Below are 18,488 nucleotides of genomic sequence, written 5' to 3'. Positions count from 1 at the left end.
GGTTCACCGCCGGCCCTGGTGAGCCAGCCGGAAGGCGCCGGGCGTCACGCCGGTGTGGCGGGCGAAGAACTTGCCGAAGTTGCTGGGCTCGGGGAAGCCCAGACGGCGGGCGATGGTCGCGACCGGTTCGTCGGTGTGGGCCAGCAGCCGTTGGGCTTCCAGAGCGACCCGTCCGTCGATGACGTGCTTCACGGGTTGCCCGGTCACGGCCAGGCAGGCGCGGGTGAGTGTCTTGACGGTGTATCCGAGACGGTGGGCGTAGTCGGCGGCGCGGCGGGTGACGGCGTAGGAGCGTTCCAGCTCGGCGCGGAAGCGGGCGTAGACCTCCCCGCCGGCGTGCGCGTCGCCGCCGTCCGGGTGGGGCAGCCTGTCGACCTGCAACAGCACCGTGGTGAGCAGGAGTTGGAGGATCTTCGCCGACACCGTGTGCTCCGGTCGGCCGTATTCCGCGCGGAGTCGGCCGAGCAGGGTGGACAGCACCGCGTACTCGGGACGGCCGCCCAGTTGCCAACACGCGGTCCCGTACCACTCGTTGAGCAGCCGGTCGGCGCTGCTGGAGTGGGGCGGGAGTTCGGCGTGAACAGCAGATGCGTGCCGTTCGTGGTGGCCGGTCGCACGAAGCGCTGTACCTGTCCGGGGCGGATCCAGAGCAGGGTGCCGGGGCGGCAGGGGTGGACGACGAAGTCGACGGCGTGTTCGCCGCTGCCCTCGGTGACGAGGGTCAGGGTATGGAAGTCGACCCGATGCACCGCGTCGAGCCGACCGCTTCGGCGTCGGCGGCGCTCGTGCAGGGTGGCCAGGTCGGTGATCTCGAATCCGGGGACGCGTTCCTCGGGGGGATCGAAGTCGAGCCGGGGGTCGCCCCGCCCCGGGAGGGGTCCGCCTCGTCAAGATCCACCGGATGCATCACTGGCTCCAGGATGTCCGCGATTCACCATGCCGGGTCTCCAGCGTATCTCGTCCGCCTGCGCTTTCGCGGCGATGGCGGAGGACATCAAGGCGACGCAAGGCCGCCTCCACCGCAGGGAGCACCCTCATGAACGGCACGGTCACGGTCCTCGACAAGGGCGCGGTCCGCATCCACAGCTACATGCAGACCACACTCTGCCAGTTTCCGAACCGTAATGGTCGGAAACCCCGGCGCCCTCACCTGCACCGCAGTACACCCCGGCATGAGCTAAACACCCGGTGTATACATGCCACGTATACACAGAGTGTAGAGTGCAGGTCATGTCCATCGGTCACACCCTTTTAGGGCTCCTGGAGTCCGGCCCGCGGCACGGATACGACCTGAAGCGGGCCTTCGACGAGAAGTTCGGTCACGACCGGCCGCTGCACTACGGCCAGGTCTACTCGACGATGTCCCGGCTGCTGAAGAACGGCCTCGTCGAAGTCGACGCCGTCGAGACCGGCGGCGGCCCGGAACGCAGGCGCTACGCGATCACCGATGCCGGCGTCACCGACGTCGAGCAGTGGCTCGCGACACCGCAGAAGCCGGAGGAGTACCTCCAGTCGGCCCTCTACGTCAAAGTCGTCCTCGCGCTGCTCACTCACCGGGATGCCGCCGACATCCTGGACACCCAGCGCTCCGAGCATCTGCGCAGCATGCGCGTCCTGGCCGACCGCAAGCGCAACGGCGATCTGGCGGACCAACTGATCTGCGACCACGCCCTGTTCCACCTGGAGGCGGACCTGCGCTGGCTGGAGCTGACCGCCGCCCGACTCGACAAACTCCGTGAGGCGGTAGCCCGATGACCACCTCTCCCCCTCGTTCCCTGCTCACCGCGCAGGACCTGCGCAAGACCTACGGGCACACCCACGCCCTCGACGGCGCCGGGTTCGCCATCCACCCCGGCGAGGTCGTCGCCGTCATGGGCCCCTCCGGGTCCGGCAAGTCCACGCTGCTGCACTGCCTCGCGGGCATCCTGCCTCCCGACTCCGGGTCGATCACCTACGACGGACGCGAGATGGCGACGATGAGCGACGCCCAGCGCAGCGCGTTGCGCCGCTCCGAGTTCGGCTTCGTGTTCCAGTTCGGGCAGCTCGTGCCCGAGTTGACCTGCGTGGAGAACGTCGCCCTTCCCCTGCGGCTGAACGGCACCTCCCGCAAGGAGGCCGAGCGGGCGGCGCTCAGGTGGATGGAACGCCTGGAGGTCGACGACCTGGCGGGCAAGCGGCCCGGCGAGGTCTCCGGCGGCCAGGGCCAACGCGTCGCCGTGGCCCGCGCACTGGTCACCGGCCCCCGGGTGCTGTTCGCCGACGAACCGACCGGCGCGCTCGACTCCCACAACGGCGAGCGCGTGATGCAACTGCTCACCGACGCGGCCCGCTCCACCGACGCCGCCGTCGTCCTCGTCACCCACGAGACACGGGTGGCCTCCTACTCCGACCGCGAGATCGTCGTGCGCGACGGCAAGTCCCGGAACATGGAGCGCGCCGTATGAGCCCGCGCCAGTGGTCTCGTGACCTGGCCATGGGAGCCCGGTTCGCCGTCACCGGCGGCCGCGAGGGCTGGGCCCGCATGACGCTGACAGCGGTCGGCGTCGGCCTCGGCGTGGCCCTGCTCCTGCTGTGCACCGCGATGCCCAACGTGCTCGCCTCCCGCAGCAAGGTGGAGGACGCCCGCTACGCCAACGTGTACTCCCTGACGGTGCCGCCCAAGGCCGACAACACTCTCCTGATCGGCGCGGCCGACACCACCTGGCACGACGACGACATCCGCGGCCGGTTCGTCGAACCCGAGGGCGGGCGGGCACCGCTGCCCCCGGGGGTCGACCGCTTCCCGGGCCAGGGCGAGATGGTGGTCTCCCCCGCGCTCAAGGACCTGCTGGACTCGGGCGACGCGAAACTGCTGCGGGAACGCCTGCCGTACAAGATCACGGGCACGATCGGCGAGAGCGGGCTGATCGGCTCGCACGAACTGGCCTTCTACGCGGGCGCCTCGGGGTTGAAGCTCACGGACTCCTCGCTGGTGACGCGGCTGGCCGCGTTCGGCAAACCGGACGCGACGCCCGAGAAGACCGACCCGGTGCTGCTGCTCATGGTCCTGGTCGTGTTCGTGGTGCTGCTGACGCCGGTCGCCGTGTTCATCGCCGCCGCCGTCCGCTTCGGCGGCGAACGCCGCGACCGCCGCCTGGCCGCGCTGCGCCTGGTCGGCTCCGACCGGGGCATGACCCGGCGGATCGCGGCGGGCGAGGCGCTGGCCGGATCCCTGCTCGGCCTGGCCGTGGGCACCGGCTTCTTCCTGATCAGCCGTCAGAAGCTGGGCAGCGGCGAGTTGCTGGGTGTGAGCGTCTGGCCCAGCTACCTCGACCCCGCTCCCGCGCTCGCCGCGCTGGTCGCGGTGGCGGTGCCGGTCGCCGCGGTGCTGGTCACGCTGCTCGCGATGCGCGGCGTGGTCGTCGAACCCCTCGGTGTCGTGCGCGCGGCCAAGCAGAGCCGCCGCCGGCTGTGGTGGCGGCTGCTGCCGACGGTGGCCGGTCTGGTGATGCTCTACCCGATGATCGGCCAGGGCCGCGAGAACGGAGACTTCAACCAGTACCTCGTCATCGGCGGCGTCCTGCTGCTGCTGATCGGGATCACCGCCCTGCTGCCCTGGGTCGTGGAGTCGGTCGTCGTCCGGCTCGGCAAGGGCCCGCTGTCCTGGCAACTGGCCGTGCGACGGCTGCAATTGAGCAGCGGCACTGCCGCCCGCATGGTCAACGGCATCGCCGTGGCGGTGGCCGGGGCCATCGCGCTCCAGATGCTCTTCACGGGAACGCAGAGCCAGTACACCGAGAACACCGGCCAGGACCCCGACCGGATCCAGATGCAGGTCTCCTTCAGCGACTCCAAGCCGCTGTCCGGCATCGAGCGCGAATTCACCGGCACCAAGGGTGTCCAGGCCGCGGTGGCCCTGGCCAGCTTGCCGTACGGGGACTCACGTCGCGACCCGGAGAACAGCAACGGCCTGACCGTGGGCAACTGCGCCGCCCTGCGCGAACTCGCCACATTGCCCTCCTGCAAGGACGGTGACGTGTTCATCACGCGGACGCGGAGCGGCTACGAGGACCCCAGCAACGCATCCGAGATCGCCCTGGTGAAGCCTGGTCGGCAGCTCTACATCGACCCGTCGTACGACGGCGGCGAACGCGGCATCGAGGTGCCCTGGACCGTTCCGGCGAACGTCCGGGAGGTCGACGCGCGCAAAGACTCACTTCAGGACTACACGAGTCTGCTGGTCACCCCCGCCGCCCTGCCCCGTGAGGCCGCGCCCGCGATGTTCTCGGACGGTGTCTACCTGCGCCTGGATCCCTCGGTGCCGGACTCACGGGAGTACATACGCAACGTCGCCGTCCGCGTCGACCCTCTGGCGCAGACCTTCGGCTGGTCGGCGACCGAGGAGGACGCCAAGTACACCTCCATCCGCACCGGCTTGTTCGTCGGCTCCGCCTTCGTGCTGGCACTGATCGGAGCGAGCCTGCTGGTCTCCCAGCTGGAACAGCTGCGCGAGCGCAGGAAGTTGCTCTCCGCGCTGGTCGCCTTCGGCACCCGCCGCCGCACACTCAGCCTGTCCGTCCTGTGGCAGACGGCCCTCCCGGTCGGACTCGGCCTCGTACTGGCCACGACGGTGGGCGTCACCCTCGGCTCGGTGCTGCTGAAGATGACCCGCACACCGGTGGTCATGGACTGGGCGAGCGTCCTGACCATGACCGGCGTGGGCGCGGCCGTGGTCGGCGCGGTCACCCTGCTCAGCCTGCCGCCGCTGCTGCGGATGATGCGCCCAGCGGGCCTGCGCACCGAATAGCCCCTCACCCATCCCCGAAGGACCAGATGGACAGGCTCGCTCAAGCCCGCGACGCTCTCGCCGACTTTCATTGACGCGGCCGAACGAGCGGGCGCGAGCTGTCCCCCCTTCGCGTCAGGCAGCCGGGTCGATGAGCCGGTAGGGCTCCACGGATCATCCATGGCCACCAGTTCCCCGTCTCGATTCCGCCGGTAGTTCAGTCAACAGGTCGGCGTCGGTGCCCGCGCTGGTACTCCACGATCACCGGCGCCCGGTTTCAGCACGACGTGGCACCTGCGGGTTGTTGGAAGGCCCGGGCGTGGGCGCGGCATCGACTGCGGCTACGGCTACGGCTGCGGCTGCGGCTGCGGCATCGGCATCGGCATCGGCATCGGCTGCGTGATCGCCGGCCCGGGCTTCCCGCTCGGGCCTGCGGCGTGGGCGGAGCCCGCCCAGCAGGCCGAGGATCAGCACTGCTATGCCCAGCCAGACCGATGCGCTCGGCATACCGCCGCCCGAGACGACGCCGATCGCCGCCGCCGCGAGCGGTGCGATGCCGGTGAGCAGTCCGGCCCGCCCGGATCCGACCGCGCCGACCGTCGAGTACCACAGCACGAAGGCGACCGCCGTCACCAGCAGTGCGAGACAGCCGACGGCCGCCCAGTGGGTTCCGGTCAACGACCGTACCGCCGAGGGCCCTTCGGTGGCCGCGCCGAGAACGGTCAGCATCACGCCGGCCAGCCACATCGTGTGCAGAGACACCCCCCACGGGGAGTGCCTTGGCAGGACCGGCACCGCGAGAAGGGTGAACGCCGCCTCACAGCCCAGGGCCACGGCCGCCCAGGCCACCCCCACGGCGTCGGTGCGGCCCGTCCCCTCCACCAGCACCGCGCCCGCCACGACGACAGGCGCCGCCAACAGGACCTGCCGGCTCGGGCTGCGCCGCTCCAGCAGCGGGCCCAGCACGCCGAGGATCACCGGTACACAGGCGACCGCGACGGCGATCGCCGCCGGCTCGGCGTGGGCGACGCCCCGGACCACCGCCACGTTGAACAGCACGAGACCGGTCACCGCGATCCCGGCCAGCCACAGCCACTCCCGTCCCCGTGGCCAGACCAGGCGAGCGCGGGCGAACCGGGCGATGACGAGGAGGATCACGGTCGCGGCGGCGTAGCGGACTGCCTGGGTCGTGAACAGCGGAGCGTCGACGAGCATGCCCGAGACGGGAACGCTGCTGCCCACCAGCGCCATCCCGACCATGCCGGGCACGAGCCGCGCGAGGGAAGCGGAAGGTGTGTTCATATCGCCCACCCTGGCCGCACCATGGACTTCATGGACAGGTCCACGAACACCCCGGCTGAGGGGTCCAAACAACCCGGCGGGTCCGCCGGCGGCTCGGCCCACGGCTCAGCCGTCGGCTCGGACTTCCTCCAGCTGGACATCGGACAGGCGCCGCCCGGCGGGCGTACCGCCTGGCTCGCCGACCGGCTGCGGTCCGCCATCGCCGACGGACGCCTGCCCATCGGAACGCGGCTGCCCGCCAGCCGGGTCCTCGCAGAGGAGCTGCACGTCACGCGGGGCGTGGTCACCGAGGCCTACCGGCGGCTCGCCGAGTCGGGACAGATCGCCGGTCGCGGTCGGCTCGGCACGGTGGTCGTGGCGGCTCCCGCCGCACGCCGCGACCACCGGCCCGACGCGTCGAGGAACGGATCCGGCCCCGAACCCGAAACCGGACCCCGACCCGGACCCCGACCCGGACCCGGACCCGGACCCGGACCCGGACCCACGGTCTTCGACTCCGGTGACCGCGAGGGCGTCGTCGACGTCCTGCGCACCATGCCGTGCGGGATCGACCTCTCCCCTGGCGTCCCCGACCTCGCCGCGTTTCCCCGCACCGGATGGTTGCGCGCCGAGCGCGCCGTCCTCGCGGACGTCACCCCGGCCGACTTCGGCTACGGCGACCCCCGGGGCACCCCCGCCCTGCGCCGGGCCGTCGTCGGCTGGCTCGCGCGCAACCGCGGCATCCGCGCCCACCCGGACGAGATCCTGGTCGTCGCGGGTGTGGCGCAGGCACTGGCTCTGCTCGCCCAGACCCTGCGGGCGGACGGAATCCGCCGTACCGCCGTCGAGGACCCCGGATCGCTCGGCGCGCGCCAGCAGTTGGAGTACTGCGGCCAGACGACCGTTCCCGTCCCCGTGGACGCGGGCGGCCTCGACGTCGGCGCGCTGCGCGCAAGTGACGCCCGGGCGGTGCTCCTCACCCCCGCCCACCAGTTCCCCACCGGCGTCGTCCTGGACGGTGAACGCCGCCGCGACCTGCTGAACTGGGCTGCCGACGGCGGCGTGGTCATCGAGGACGACTACGACGCTGAACACCGCTACGACCGGCCCCCGGTGCCGGCACTGCGCTCGCTGATGCCCGAGGGCGTCTGCTACACGGGCAGCGTCTCCAAGCTGCTCGCGCCCGCGCTCCGGGTCGGCTGGCTCCTGGTGCCCAGGGACCGGCTGGACGCCGTCGTCACCGCCAAGCGGTACGCCGACCTGGGCAACGGCATCCTCACCCAGCTGGTCCTCGCCCGGCTGATGGACTCCGGCGAGTTGGAACGACACCTGCGCCATGTCCGACGGCGCCACCGCCGACGCCGGGACGCGATGCTCGACGCGATCAAGGAGCATCTCCCGGGCGCCCGCGTCCACGGGGCGGCCGCCGGCCTCCATCTCACGGTCACCTTCGGCGACCCGTCCGAAGGCGCCCGCGGCCACGGCCCGCGCGACGTCGACCTCGCCGCAGCCGCCCTCGACCGAGGCGTCAAAGTCCACCCGCTGTCCTGGCACCGGATCGCCCCCGGCCCGCCCGGCCTGGTCCTCGGCTACGCAGCCGGCCCCGCCCACGAGATCGAGACGGGCATCGCCACCATCGGCGCCGCCCTGCGCGGGCTCGTCCCGTGAAGTCTCTTCGTCGGCCGCGTTCCCGCTCTCCACATTCATCCCTGTGAATGCGAATCAGAAACCTGACCATTGACGCGTACGGGGCGAGCATCTTAGGTTCGCCGCCAGAAAGCGCTTTCCCCGGCGCTCTCGCCGCACGCCGCACCGCCGCACCTCCGGTCAGACGAACCGACCCACATGGAGACGAACGATGAAACTGAGGTCAGTCATCGCGTCCGCCGGCCTCTTAGCCGGCGCGCTCGTCGCACTCTCCCCCACCACGGCGCAGGCCGCGTCCACCCGTTACGAAGCCGAGAGCTCACCGGCGGTCTGCACCGGCACCGTCGACTCCGACTGGGCCGGCTACTCAGGCAGCGGGTTCTGCAACGGCGCCAACTCCGTGAGCGGCTACGCCCAGTTCACCGTGAACGCCCCCGCCGCAGGCACGGCGACCCTCAAGATCCGGTTCACGAACGGGACCGGCGCCGCACGGCCGGCCACCGTCACGGTCAACAACGCGGCGGCCACGCCGGTTTCCTTCGAGGGCACCGGGGACTGGACCACGTGGACCACGAAGACGCTCACGGTGCCGGTGAGTTCGGGCAGCAACACGATCCGGCTCACCCCCACCGCCTCCGCGGGACTGCCCAACATCGACTGCCTCGACGTCGAGATGGGCGGGACCACGACACCGCCGCCGTCGAGCTCGGCCCTGTACGTGGCGCCCGGCGGCACCGACGGCGCGGCCGGAACGGAGTCCGCCCCCACGACGCTCACCTCCGCGATCAGCCGCATCACCCCCGGCGGAACGATCTACCTGCGCGGCGGCGTCTACCGCCACGCGCAGACGGTCACCGTGCCGGCCGGCAACAACGGCACCGCCGGCGACCGCACCGAACTGTTCGCCTACCCCGGCGAGACGCCCGTGCTGAACTTCTCCGCCCAGAGCGAGGCCGCGTCGAACCGCGGGCTCGCCGTGAACGGGTCGTACTGGCACGTCAAGGGCATCGTCGTCGAACGGGCCGGCGACAACGGCATCTTCGTCGGCGGCAGCAACAACGTCTTCGAGCGCACGGTGACCCGCTACAACCGTGACACCGGCCTACAGCTCTCGCGCATGCTCTCCAGCACCCCCAAGGACCAGTGGCCGTCCAACAACCTCATCCTCAGTGCCGAGTCCCATGACAACGCCGACTCCGACGGCGAGGACGCGGACGGCTTCGCCGCGAAACTCACCTCCGGACCCGGGAACGTCTTCCGCTACGCCGTGGCCCACAACAACATCGACGACGGCTGGGACCTCTACACCAAGTCGGACACGGGAGCCATCGGCCCGGTGACCATCGAGGACTCCCTCGCCTACGGCAACGGCACCCTCAGCGACGGCTCTCAGGCCGGCAACGGCGACCGCAACGGCTACAAGCTCGGCGGCGAGGACATCCAGGTCAACCACGTCATCCGGCGCAACATCGCCTACAACAACGGCAAGCACGGGTTCACGTACAACCGCAATCCCGGCACGATGACGGTGGCGGACAACGTCAGCATCGACAACACGCAGCGCAACTACACGTTCGAGGCCGGCTCGTCGGTGTTCCGCAACAACACCTCTTGCCGCAGCGGCAGCGGCACGAACGACAAAGTGGTCGGCAACGCCGACAGTTCGAACCAGTTCTGGTCCGGCTCCAACGACTCCCGGTGCTCCTCCTACGCCGGCGCCCTGAAGTGGTCCTTCGCAGCGGACGACCGCCTCGTGGTGACCTTCGGCGGCAACCGGACAGCACCGTAGACGAGGCCCGCCCAGCACATCGCCGTAAGCAACACCTCGCCGTCAGCAACACCTCGCCGGCCCCGTCCAGATCGTCAGGACGGGCCGGCGCGGACGAACACCGGCTTGAGGTGCTTCTCCGGCAGCGCGTCCGGCAGGTCCTCCCAGTCGATGACGTGGGAGACGACCTTCTCGGGGGCGACCGTGCCGGACATGGCGAGTCGGAGGGCGTCAGGGATGTGCGCGCGGACGTTGTCGCGGGCGATGCGCAGGGTGACGCCGGTGAGGTACATGTCGAGCAGGGGCAGCTCGCCGGGCCGGAAGTGGTTGCCCGCGCTCTCGCAGATCCCTTCCGGGGCAAGGGACTTCACGGTCAGGGCGAGCTGGTCGACCCGCCCCGTGGCCTCGACGGCGATGTCGAAGCCCTGCGGGAGCGGCTCCAGGGACTCGGCCGTGGCGGCTCCGAACCCCCGGGCGAGCTCACGGTGTTCGGCGTCGGGATCGACGTAGAGCACTTCGGAGGCGCCGAGCGCGCGGGCGATGTCGCACACGTACAGGCCGATGCTGCCGCGGGCGACGACCAGGACGCGGGCGCCGGGGCGGGTCTTGAGGTGCGGGGCGACCATGCGCCAGGCCAGGGACCAGTTGTCGCTCGCGGAGGCCATGGCGACCGGGTCGAGACCGGCGGGCAGCGGGACGAGCATCGCGTCGGCGTAGGGCACCCGGACCAGTTCGGAGAAGAGCCCGCCCCAGTCGCCGCCGATCGGGGCACCGTACATAGCCATGTACGGGACGGCCTCGCAGTGCGCGGTCAGCCCGGCCCGACAGCGGTCGCAGGTACCGCAGTTGATCGACCAGGGGACGACGACGAGGTCTCCGGGGGCTACGGCGGTGACGGCGTCACCGGTCTCGACGACCCGGGCGACACACTCGTGACCGAGGGCGAACGGCGGCTCGACGCTGTATCCGATCTGCGGCTGCCGCCGCGTGGCGTGCCCGGCGAGAATCGAGGAGTCGACGTCACACGGGGTGGCCGCCACCGGCGCGACGATCGCCTCCTGGTCGGAGCGGAGCTTCGGGTCGGGCGCCTCGCGCCACTCGACGGTGCGCCTGGCGACGTAGGTCAGCTCACGCATCGTTCCTGGCCTCCTTCCCCTGCTGAGCCAGGGCGACGAGGTCGGCGTAGCGGATGACGGAGCCGCCCGCGCCCCATGTTCCGTCGGGCTGTTCGTGCACCAGCACCCACACCCGCAGTGCGCCGTCCGCGCCGAGGCCGGCGGCGGCCAGCACGGTCTGCGTCGCCTCCTCGACCAGACCCGCAATCCGGTGCTCGTCCAGCGCGCCCTGCGGGACGGTGACCTCGACCAGGAAGCGCGGCGCGTCGTCCTCGGCGGTGGTCTGGGCGCCCTCGGGCAGTTCGACGAGGTAACTCCACGCCTGGGCACGGAAGAAGGCCGTGTCGGGAGCACCCTCCCAGCGCAGCAGGACGGCGGCCAGCTCCCGCTGGACGCTGCCGCGGCCCCGCTCGGTCAGGGCGCCGGCCGGGGCGGTGAGGCGGATCATCGGCATGGGCTTGCCTCTCTTCGGGTGCGTACGACGCGCCGGTCTATGACAGTCGTTATAGGCGACGGCCACGCTAGACTATGACGGCCGTCATAGACAATGGGTCCAGAAGGGATCACGTACGTGACCAAGCCCACCCCGACCTCGCGCGAGCGGATCGTCGCCGGAGCCGCCGACATGATCAGCCGGCGGGGGCTGAACGCGACCAGCATCCGCGACACCGCCAAGCACGCCAGGGCGCCGCTCGGCTCGACGTACCACTACTTCCCCGAGGGCAAGCAGCAGTTGGCCACGGAGGCGGTCCGGTACACGGGCGCGTGGACCTCGCGCAGCCTGCGCAAGGAGCTGGCGGCGGGCCCGGTCGCCGGGCTGCGGGCGTTCCTCGCCCTGTGGCGCAAGATCGTCGTGGACAGTGACTTCCGGGCAGGCTGCCCCGTCCTCGCCGTCGCCATCGAGGAGCCCCCGACCGACGAAACGCCCGCGCCCCTGGCGGCCGCCGCCGACGTGTTCACCGAGTGGGAGAGCCTGCTGGCCGGCTCACTGCGCGAGCACGGCGCCGACCCCGAGAAGGCGGCACAAGTCGCGACACTGATCGTCGCGGCCGTCGAGGGAACCGTGGCCATGTGCCGCGCCAAGCGCAGCACTCAGCCGCTCGACCACACCGCAGGACAGCTCCAGGCGATCGTCCTCGCCGCAATCGAGGACCGGAAGTGAGGCCACTCAGGCGCCCAGCGCGGCACGCACCGCCTTGCCCCGCTCCTCCGTGAACACGCCGCTCTCCAGCAGCGGAAGGACGGACAGCACGCCGCCGGACGCCCCCCAGCTGCCCTCGTCGATCACGCGGAAGTTGACCCACCAGGCTGGCGCCGGCTCCGCCAGCCCGCACGCCGCCGCCAGCGCCGCCAACACCCGCTCGATGACCTCGGCCCGCACCTCCGGCTGCCACGCGGCGTCCATGACCGCGACGTCGATGACCATCACGTCGAGTCCCGGCCCGGCGTCCGCCAGCAGCCGTCCGCCGATGGCCATTATGTCCCGCTCGCGCTCGACGAAGTGCACCTGAAAGCCGACCCGCGCAGCCGGAGCGGGCTGCCCCACCTCGGGCACCAGCACCGCATCCGTGAGCGTTTCGGCCAGCTGACGACGCTGCTCCAGACTCAGGCGGCCCTTCGGCGCGTTCACAGTGATGATCGTCACGACACTCTCCTATGACAGTCGTTATAGACGGCATCAGGGTACACCCCGTCTATAACGACCGTCCTAACGGCATGCAGATCCGCGAGACCGAGGGCGAGGTCTCTGACCCTGACGCCGGCGATGCGGGCGTCTCGCACCACCTCCGGGCGTTCAGATTCCCCGCGCGGGTTCGGGGACCGCGACGGTTCCCTGCGCCACCGCGCACAGGGTCTCCGCTCCCGTGCCGTCCACGACCGTCAGGTCGCAGCGGCACACGACCCGGGTACGGCCCGCCCGCACGACCTCCGCGTGGGCGCGCAGCAGGGTGCCGTCGGCGGGGCGCAGGTAGTCGATGGTGAAACCGGCGGTCAGCAGCCTCGGGCCGACGACCGTGCCGGCAGCGAACGTCAGCGTGTTGTCCGCCGCGTAGGCAAGCACGCCGCCGTGCAGGAAGCCGTTCTACTGGCGCAGCTCGTCGCGGAATTCCACCTCCAGCGTCGCCAGCCCTGACCGAAGGCCACAAGGCGGGCGCCGAGCAGGTTGCTGAAGGGCTGGGCGGCCAGCGCCATGCGCGCGAGGGCCAGATCCGGAGCGTCCGTCACATCACACCTGCTCTTCCGTGTTCGCCTGGTGGCCCGGGTCCTGCTCCGCGAGGGCGTCGACCCAGCCCTCGGCCCAGCGGGCGAAAGGGGTCAGGGCGCGGCAGGCGTCCTCGCCGAGGGCGGTGAGGGTGTAGCTGCTGTCGTCCCGCTGCGCGACGAGGCCCGCTTGGGCGAGTTCGACGAGACGCTGGCGCAGGACACTGGAGGACATGCCGTCGCAGCGCTGCCGCAAGGGGCGGAAGCCCGTGGGGTCCTGATGCCGCTCCCACACGATACGCAGGCTCCAGCGCCGCCCGAAGAGGTCGAGCGCCGCCATGATCGGGCGGCCACTGGTGGAGCCCCGGACCGGGCGCCCTGGCCTGGGGGCGACGGGGGTACCGGGGGCATCGCACGACCCTGACCACGGACCGACGGCTCTTCGAGCGGTTCTTCGGCGGAGGCCTGCTCGACCGCGGGCATCTGACGCTCAGGCAACGCGAGATCGTCATCGACCGCGTCACCGCCCGTTGCGGAAGTGAGTACGAGTGGGGCGTGCACGTCAGCGCCTTCGCGGAACAGGCTGGACTGACCCGCGAGCAGATCGCCTCGACACGCGGCGCGGGCCCCGAGGACGACTGCTGGACCGAGGAGGAGAGCTGCCTCCTGCGGCCGTGCGACCGGATCGACGCCGACTGCACACTGGACGACGCGGACCGGGCGGACGGCCTGAGGTTCTCACCCCGCACGCCGTCTTCGAGATCCTCATGCTCTGGGGCTACTACCGCACGGTCTCCCGCATCACCAACGGCCTGGACCTTCCCCTGGAAGCGTGGGCCGCCCGGTTCTCGCAGTACGGCCCGGCACTGGACGGCGCGTAACGGTCCGGGGCCTCACCGTGCTCAGTCGGACTGCTCAACCGTGCTGTGAGGCGGCCTCGCCTCCACGCCGCCACATTTCATAGTTCCCGCATTCCGCCGTGATCTCGGCCGTCGCCTGAGCCGCGGTGATGAAGTCGTCGACCACTGGCGAGGTGTGCGATGCCGCGACGGCGAGGCACACCTGTTCGGGCGCCAGATCCGGGATGGGCACGTAGACGACGTCCGGATGCGAGTAGAACACGGTCGCGGAACGGGCCAGGAACGAGATGCCCCGGCCGGCCGCGACATGCTCGAGCGTCTCGTCCACCCCGCGCGCCAGGTACCCGGAGTCCGGGTGCGGGCGCCTGGTGGGCTGGGTGCTCGGGTCGGCGTGCCAGACCAGCGGTTCGCCGGCCAGGTCGGCCTCGGTGACTTCCTCCTTGCCGGCCAGCCGGTGACCGGCGGGCAGCACCGCTACCCGCGGCTCGGTGTACAGCGGGGTGACACGCAGGCCGACCTCGTCGATGGGCAGCCGCACATAGCCGACGTCTATGCGGCCGTCGAGCAGCATCGCGGCCTGGTCGTCTCCTTCGATCCGCTGGACGTCCACGACCACGTCCGGGTGCCGGGCCTCGAACGCCCGCGCCGCCGGGATGACGGCGACGCCGGCCCGGAAACCGACCATCAGCCGCCGCTTGCCGCTTGCGGCCGCGGACACCCGGCGGCGGACGGCGTGCGCGGAGGCGAGCAGCGGACCGGCGTCGGCCAGCAGTTGCCGGCCCGCGTCGGTCAGCGCCACGCCGTGGCGATCCCTGGTGAACAGCGAGGCGCCGAGATCCTGCTCGAGCGCGCGGATCTGCCGGCTGAGCACCGGCTGCGCGATATGCAGTTCATCGGCGGCGCGGCCGAAGTGCAACCGGTCGGCCACGGCGACGAAATAGCGCAGTTTGCGCAGATCCAGATCCATGGCACGCCTCCCGGGTTCGGTGATGCCTTCAGGGTATCACCGCCACCGAAAGAGGTCTTGGACACCCAGCCGGGCCAATGACAATCTGAACAGGCCGTCATCAACAACTGGGTGGACATTGCGAGCGTCCTTTCCAGTACCAGAAAGCAGGCTCACCAATGAGCAGCATCAGCATTATCGGCCTGGGGAACATGGCCGACGCCCTGGCCGCCCGCGCGCTTGCCGGCGGCAATTCCGTCGAGATCATCGGCCGCGACTCGGCAAAGGCCGAGGAACTGGCCGCCGCGCTCGGCGGCGGTGCCACTGTCGGGACGTTCGGCGCCGCCCCGGCCGGGGACATCGTTGTCCTCGCCGTGCCGTACGCCGGCGCGGCGGCGGTGCTGGGCGAGTACGGGGACGCACTACAGGGCAAGGTCATCATCGATATCACCAACCCCGTCTCCCCCGACTTCCAGGGCTTCGTCACTCCCGACGGCAGTTCCGGCGCGCAGGAGATCGCCGAGGCCGCCCCCGCCGGCGCGCATGTCGTCAAGGCGTTCAACACCCTGTTCTCCCATATTCTCGCGGCCGGTCCGGCCGATGGTCGTCTATTGGACGTATTCATCGCCGGCGACGACGCGCAGGCGAAGACACGCGTGTCGGATTTCATCGAGAGCCTGGGAATGCGGCCGTTGGACACCGGGCAGCTGGCAATGGCGCGGACGCTGGAGAATGTCGCCCTGATGCAATTGGGTCTCGTCACCCACTCCGTCAAGCACACCGATTTCTTCCTGGGCGTCAGCATTCTCAGCTGAAAGCACCCGAACCACCACTCTCGCGCCAATATTCCCACATTCACGCATTCACCCCTTCAGAAGGAGCATCAGCGTGCACGTTTTCGTCACTGGCGGGACCGGCCATTCCGGTTCGTACATCATCCCCGAGCTCATCGCCGCCGGACATGAGGTCACCGGCCTGGCCCGGTCGGACACGGCCGCGGCGGCGGTGTCCGCGCTCGGCGCGAAGGTGCGTCGCGGCAGCCTCGAGGACCTCGACGGGCTCAAGGAGGCGGCCGCGGACGCCGACGGCGTCATCCACGTCGCGCACCGGCAGGACCTGCTTCCCTCCGGCGGGATCGACGCCGTGGCCGCCGCGGAGCTCCCGATCATGCTCGCGTACGGCGAGGCACTGGCGGGAACCGGAAAGCCGTTGGTCGCGGCGGGGAGCATTGGCTCGCCGGGGAACCTGGGCCGGCCGGTCACGGAGGAGGACCCGGCCCTTCCCGGCGGCGATGAGCACAAGGGCACCCTGCGGGTTCGCAACGTCGTGGAAACCGCCGTGATCGGCCTCGCCGAGCGGGGAGTTCGGTCTTCGGTCGTGCGGATCGCCAACATCGCGCACAGCACGACCGACCGTGCCGGCTTCCTCGTGCAGCTGATCGCGCTCGCGAAGGAGAAGGGTTTCGTCGGCTACCCCGGAGACGGCGCGAACCTGTGGAACGCCGTGCACGCTCGCGATGTCGCCTCCGTGTTCCGCTTGGCGCTGGAGAAGGGGCCGGCCGGCAAGTACTGGCACGCGGTCGGGGACGGGGCCATCCCGCTCCGCGAGATCGCCGAGGCCATCGGCAGCCGTCTGGGCCTGCCCGTCGTGAGCGTTCCCGCGGACGTACTGATGGTGCCGGGACACTTCGGGTTCCTCGCGAACATAGTCACGCAGAGCTACCCGGCGTCCAACCTCATCACCCGCCGCACCCTCGGCTGGGAACCCGCTCGGCCCGGTCTGCTCGCCGACTTGGACAACGGCCATTACTTCCCCGCCAGTTGACGGCAGGGATTCGCAGCGCAAGGAATCCGGCAGATGACAAAGGTACGGCTCTTCTGGAGGGGCCCGAGAACATGACGACGACTGTGGGAATCATCGGAAGCGGCAACATCGGCGGTGCCGTCGCGCGGCTCGCCGTCGAGGCCGGGCACCAGGTCGTGCTCAGCAACTCGCGCGGTCCGCAAACGCTCGCGGACACCGTCGCGGAACTGGGGCCGCGGGCGTCCGCGGCAACGAGCGGGGAGGCTGCGGCGGCCGGTGACATCGTCGTGGTCACGGTGCCGCTCAAGGCCTTCCCCGACATGCCCGCCGCGCCACTGGCCGGGAAGACGGTCATCGACACGTGCAACTACGGCCCCGAGCGTGACGGGCACATCCCCGAACTCGACAGCGGATCGCTCACCTCGAGCGAGCTGCTGCTGCGGTACATCCCGGACGCCGTGCTCGTGAAAGCGTTCAACAACATCTTCTTCAAGCACCTGCTGTCGCTCGCCCGCCCGGCAGGGGCGGCCGACCGCTCCTGCCTGCCGATCGCCGGGGACTCCGCGGAGGCGAAGGCGGCGGTGACCGAGTTCATCGAATCCATCGGGTACGGCGTGGTGGACGCGGGACCGCTGGCCGATGGCTGGCGGCAGGCGACGGGCACGCCGGTGTGGGGAACCCCGTACGGGCCGTTCTCGGACGAGAAGGGCCGGCCGGCCGGCGAGGACGCCATCCGCGCGGCATTGGCCACCGCGACGCGGTAACCACGAGTCGGCGCGGGCCACAGCATGGTCCGGCCGTGTCATGGCCCCGTCCGGCAGGCGTGCCGGGCGGAGCCATGACGCGGAACTCCCGCCGGGCCGGCTCGGGCAGCAGCTCGCCACGGCGAGCGACAGGGTTCGATCAGGTTGCCTTGAGTGGGGTCATGTCAGCAAAGGAAACACTTCTCGCCGTTGCCGACGCCCCGGTGGGAGCGGACCGCGGGACCGGTTCGAACAGAGTCGGCGGCACGGGGGGCGTGGCGAGGAGCGCTGCGATCCTCGGGATCTGCGCCGCCACTCTCGCGCTGTGCTCCCTGAACGCCTCGATCGAGGCGAACACTTGAATGACCAGCAGCGGTCCGTCGGTGTCGCCGCGCGCGCGGTGCACCGAGTAGTGCAGGCACCCGGGTTCGGCACGGATCTGCGTGGCGAGTTCGGCCAGCACCTCGACGAGGTCCTGGCCTCGTCCGTCCTCGGCCTGCATCGTGGACACGGCGACGACCGTGCCGATGCCGTCGGGCTCAGCGCTCTGGAACAGTGCCAGTGCCTGGTCCGCATCGGCCCGACTGCGCAGCCGGATCTCCCGGCCGTCCACCGCCGCTGCGGCCGAGGCCGCGACGGCGACCATGCCTACCTGGTCGGCGCTGACCCGCTCCGGATCGCCGGAGTCGGTCACGCGAGTCCTGACCGGCCCGAGCACCAGGGCGAAGACTCGCTGCTGTCCTGCGACCTCGGCCTGGAGGACCTGCCGCATCATCAGCAGGGCGGCCTGCTCCATGCTGACCAGGCTGCTGCCGGGCACCGGTGTGAGCGCGGATTCCCCGATGATCAGCGTGTAGGCGCCGCTCGCGTCCAGCCGGGGCAGGAAGGCCCGCCGTCGTCAAGGGACTGGGCGACGAACGGGTGCGCCAGGCGCTGAACTTCGCCATCGACCGCTCCGCCATCACCAAGCCACCACGCTCAAGAAGCCCACCACCTGGGCGGGACTGTTCCTCCTGGACCGGGAGGGCACGGCCGGCCTGAAGGCCCCGAAGAAGCTGGCCTCCGCGACCTTCGGCGCCGGACCGTCTACGACCAGTCCGCCATCCACTTCAAGAAGATCACCGTCCGGGTCGGCTTCTTCGCCTCCGCGGGCCTCGCCCGGATCATCCGCAGCTCCTGTCTCGCGCGGATCGCCTTGTCGCCCTTGACGGTCGGCGCCACGTCCGGGGTGCCGTACATGAGGTCGATCTGCCCGGATTTCAGTGGTGGTGCTGCCCGCCGGGGTCGGACAGGCCCACGGTGTGTCCGGCCGGGCAGGTCACGACAGCGTCTGCGGTGTCGATGGCGAAGTCGTCGAG

19 protein-coding genes and 3 pseudogenes are annotated in these 18,488 nt (G+C 70.7%); 11 read left to right on the top strand and 11 right to left on the bottom strand.

Features of this window, described 5'->3' with window-relative positions:
• Positions 1-3: 3 nt before the first annotated feature.
• Together ACFYX4_RS31955 and ACFYX4_RS31950 are read right to left on the bottom strand one after the other, a co-directional pair.
• Positions 4-480 carry a helix-turn-helix transcriptional regulator gene (locus tag ACFYX4_RS31955; protein ID WP_389340606.1) on the bottom strand — a complete coding sequence of 159 codons (477 nt, stop codon included), beginning with the start codon at positions 478-480 and terminating at the stop codon, positions 4-6.
• Between the two features lie 185 nt (positions 481-665).
• Positions 666-749, bottom strand: a pseudogene (locus ACFYX4_RS31950) (hypothetical protein); the annotation flags it as partial.
• 481 nt (positions 750-1,230) lie between these two features.
• On the opposite strand from ACFYX4_RS31950, the gene ACFYX4_RS31945 reads away from it, so the two are divergent.
• Genes ACFYX4_RS31945 through ACFYX4_RS31935 form a run of 3 tightly spaced genes read left to right on the top strand, consistent with a single transcriptional unit; the run spans position 1,231 to position 4,786 of the window.
• Complete coding sequence (locus ACFYX4_RS31945; protein WP_389340604.1) at positions 1,231-1,755, top strand: PadR family transcriptional regulator; 525 nt, start codon at positions 1,231-1,233, stop codon at positions 1,753-1,755.
• Positions 1,752-2,444 (top strand): ABC transporter ATP-binding protein, encoded by a 693-nt coding sequence (locus ACFYX4_RS31940; protein ID WP_389340602.1) that lies wholly within the window; start codon positions 1,752-1,754, stop codon positions 2,442-2,444. The genes ACFYX4_RS31945 and ACFYX4_RS31940 overlap by 4 nt, the downstream gene beginning before the upstream one ends.
• Positions 2,441-4,786, top strand: coding sequence for an ABC transporter permease (locus ACFYX4_RS31935; RefSeq protein WP_389340600.1), 2,346 nt, complete (start codon positions 2,441-2,443; stop codon positions 4,784-4,786). The genes ACFYX4_RS31940 and ACFYX4_RS31935 overlap by 4 nt, the downstream gene beginning before the upstream one ends.
• Positions 4,787-5,026: 240 nt before the next feature.
• Here the strand turns inward: ACFYX4_RS31935 and ACFYX4_RS31930 are convergent, their stop codons facing one another.
• Positions 5,027-6,067: a DMT family transporter gene (locus tag ACFYX4_RS31930; RefSeq protein ID WP_389340598.1), complete on the bottom strand. Its 1,041-nt coding sequence runs from the start codon at positions 6,065-6,067 to the stop codon at positions 5,027-5,029.
• Between the two features lie 21 nt (positions 6,068-6,088).
• On the opposite strand from ACFYX4_RS31930, the gene ACFYX4_RS31925 reads away from it, so the two are divergent.
• Together ACFYX4_RS31925 and ACFYX4_RS31920 are read left to right on the top strand one after the other, a co-directional pair.
• A complete protein-coding gene (locus ACFYX4_RS31925) occupies positions 6,089-7,714 on the top strand; it encodes a PLP-dependent aminotransferase family protein (RefSeq protein ID WP_389340596.1) in 1,626 nt (541 codons plus the stop codon).
• 190 nt (positions 7,715-7,904) lie between these two features.
• Positions 7,905-9,482, top strand: a complete 1,578-nt coding sequence (locus ACFYX4_RS31920; protein ID WP_389340594.1) for a carbohydrate-binding protein — start codon at positions 7,905-7,907, stop codon at positions 9,480-9,482.
• Between the two features lie 74 nt (positions 9,483-9,556).
• Here ACFYX4_RS31920 and ACFYX4_RS31915 read toward each other — a convergent pair whose 3' ends face one another.
• Positions 9,557-10,597 (bottom strand): zinc-binding dehydrogenase, encoded by a 1,041-nt coding sequence (locus ACFYX4_RS31915; protein ID WP_389340592.1) that lies wholly within the window; start codon positions 10,595-10,597, stop codon positions 9,557-9,559.
• Positions 10,590-11,030 (bottom strand): 4-oxalocrotonate tautomerase, encoded by a 441-nt coding sequence (locus ACFYX4_RS31910; protein ID WP_389340590.1) that lies wholly within the window; start codon positions 11,028-11,030, stop codon positions 10,590-10,592. The genes ACFYX4_RS31915 and ACFYX4_RS31910 overlap by 8 nt, the downstream gene beginning before the upstream one ends.
• 117 nt (positions 11,031-11,147) lie before the next feature.
• Between ACFYX4_RS31910 and ACFYX4_RS31905 the strand changes: the two genes are divergently transcribed.
• Positions 11,148-11,738, top strand: a complete 591-nt coding sequence (locus tag ACFYX4_RS31905; protein ID WP_389340588.1) for a TetR/AcrR family transcriptional regulator — start codon at positions 11,148-11,150, stop codon at positions 11,736-11,738.
• Between the two features lie 6 nt (positions 11,739-11,744).
• Here ACFYX4_RS31905 and ACFYX4_RS31900 read toward each other — a convergent pair whose 3' ends face one another.
• The 3 genes and pseudogenes from ACFYX4_RS31900 to ACFYX4_RS31890 all read right to left on the bottom strand — a co-directional run bounded on the left by ACFYX4_RS31900 (position 11,745) and on the right by ACFYX4_RS31890 (position 13,118).
• The gene (locus ACFYX4_RS31900) at positions 11,745-12,221 is read right to left on the bottom strand and encodes a 4-oxalocrotonate tautomerase family protein (protein WP_389340586.1); all 477 of its coding nucleotides are present in this window, start codon (positions 12,219-12,221) and stop codon (positions 11,745-11,747) included.
• Positions 12,222-12,371: 150 nt separating this feature from the next.
• Positions 12,372-12,769: pseudogene (locus ACFYX4_RS31895) on the bottom strand (PaaI family thioesterase).
• Between the two features lie 34 nt (positions 12,770-12,803).
• On the bottom strand, positions 12,804-13,118 hold the full coding sequence (locus tag ACFYX4_RS31890; protein ID WP_389340584.1) for a winged helix-turn-helix transcriptional regulator: 315 nt from the start codon (positions 13,116-13,118) through the stop codon (positions 12,804-12,806).
• Positions 13,119-13,156: 38 nt separating this feature from the next.
• On the opposite strand from ACFYX4_RS31890, the pseudogene ACFYX4_RS31885 reads away from it, so the two are divergent.
• Positions 13,157-13,384 (top strand): annotated as a pseudogene (locus tag ACFYX4_RS31885) (carboxymuconolactone decarboxylase family protein); the annotation flags it as partial.
• Positions 13,385-13,452: 68 nt separating this feature from the next.
• Positions 13,453-13,659, top strand: coding sequence for a hypothetical protein (locus ACFYX4_RS31880; RefSeq protein WP_389340582.1), 207 nt, complete (start codon positions 13,453-13,455; stop codon positions 13,657-13,659).
• Between the two features lie 34 nt (positions 13,660-13,693).
• Here ACFYX4_RS31880 and ACFYX4_RS31875 read toward each other — a convergent pair whose 3' ends face one another.
• Positions 13,694-14,605, bottom strand: coding sequence for a LysR family transcriptional regulator (locus ACFYX4_RS31875; protein WP_389340580.1), 912 nt, complete (start codon positions 14,603-14,605; stop codon positions 13,694-13,696).
• Between the two features lie 158 nt (positions 14,606-14,763).
• Between ACFYX4_RS31875 and ACFYX4_RS31870 the strand changes: the two genes are divergently transcribed.
• The 3 genes from ACFYX4_RS31870 (at position 14,764) to ACFYX4_RS31860 (ending at position 17,151) form a co-directional block, all read left to right on the top strand.
• Positions 14,764-15,399, top strand: coding sequence for an NADPH-dependent F420 reductase (locus ACFYX4_RS31870; RefSeq protein ID WP_389340578.1), 636 nt, complete (start codon positions 14,764-14,766; stop codon positions 15,397-15,399).
• 73 nt (positions 15,400-15,472) lie between these two features.
• Positions 15,473-16,408 carry an SDR family oxidoreductase gene (locus ACFYX4_RS31865; protein WP_389340576.1) on the top strand — a complete coding sequence of 312 codons (936 nt, stop codon included), beginning with the start codon at positions 15,473-15,475 and terminating at the stop codon, positions 16,406-16,408.
• Positions 16,409-16,461: 53 nt separating this feature from the next.
• Positions 16,462-17,151: an NADPH-dependent F420 reductase gene (locus ACFYX4_RS31860; RefSeq protein ID WP_389340871.1), complete on the top strand. Its 690-nt coding sequence runs from the start codon at positions 16,462-16,464 to the stop codon at positions 17,149-17,151.
• 139 nt (positions 17,152-17,290) lie between these two features.
• On the opposite strand, the gene ACFYX4_RS31855 is transcribed toward ACFYX4_RS31860, so the two are convergent.
• Positions 17,291-17,950, bottom strand: coding sequence for a putative quinol monooxygenase (locus ACFYX4_RS31855; RefSeq protein ID WP_389340574.1), 660 nt, complete (start codon positions 17,948-17,950; stop codon positions 17,291-17,293).
• A 266-nt stretch (positions 17,951-18,216) separates the two neighbouring features.
• Entirely contained in the window at positions 18,217-18,369 is a 153-nt protein-coding gene (locus ACFYX4_RS31850) for a hypothetical protein (RefSeq protein WP_389340572.1), read from the bottom strand.
• Between the last annotated feature and the right edge of the window lie 119 nt (positions 18,370-18,488).

Origin of the sequence: Streptomyces sp. NPDC002328 (genome assembly GCF_042890065.1) — a bacterium.
Lineage (GTDB): Bacteria > Actinomycetota > Actinomycetes > Streptomycetales > Streptomycetaceae > Streptomyces.
The sequence above is the reverse complement of the archived record's forward strand: the minus strand, read 5'-3'. Positions and strand labels throughout refer to the sequence as shown.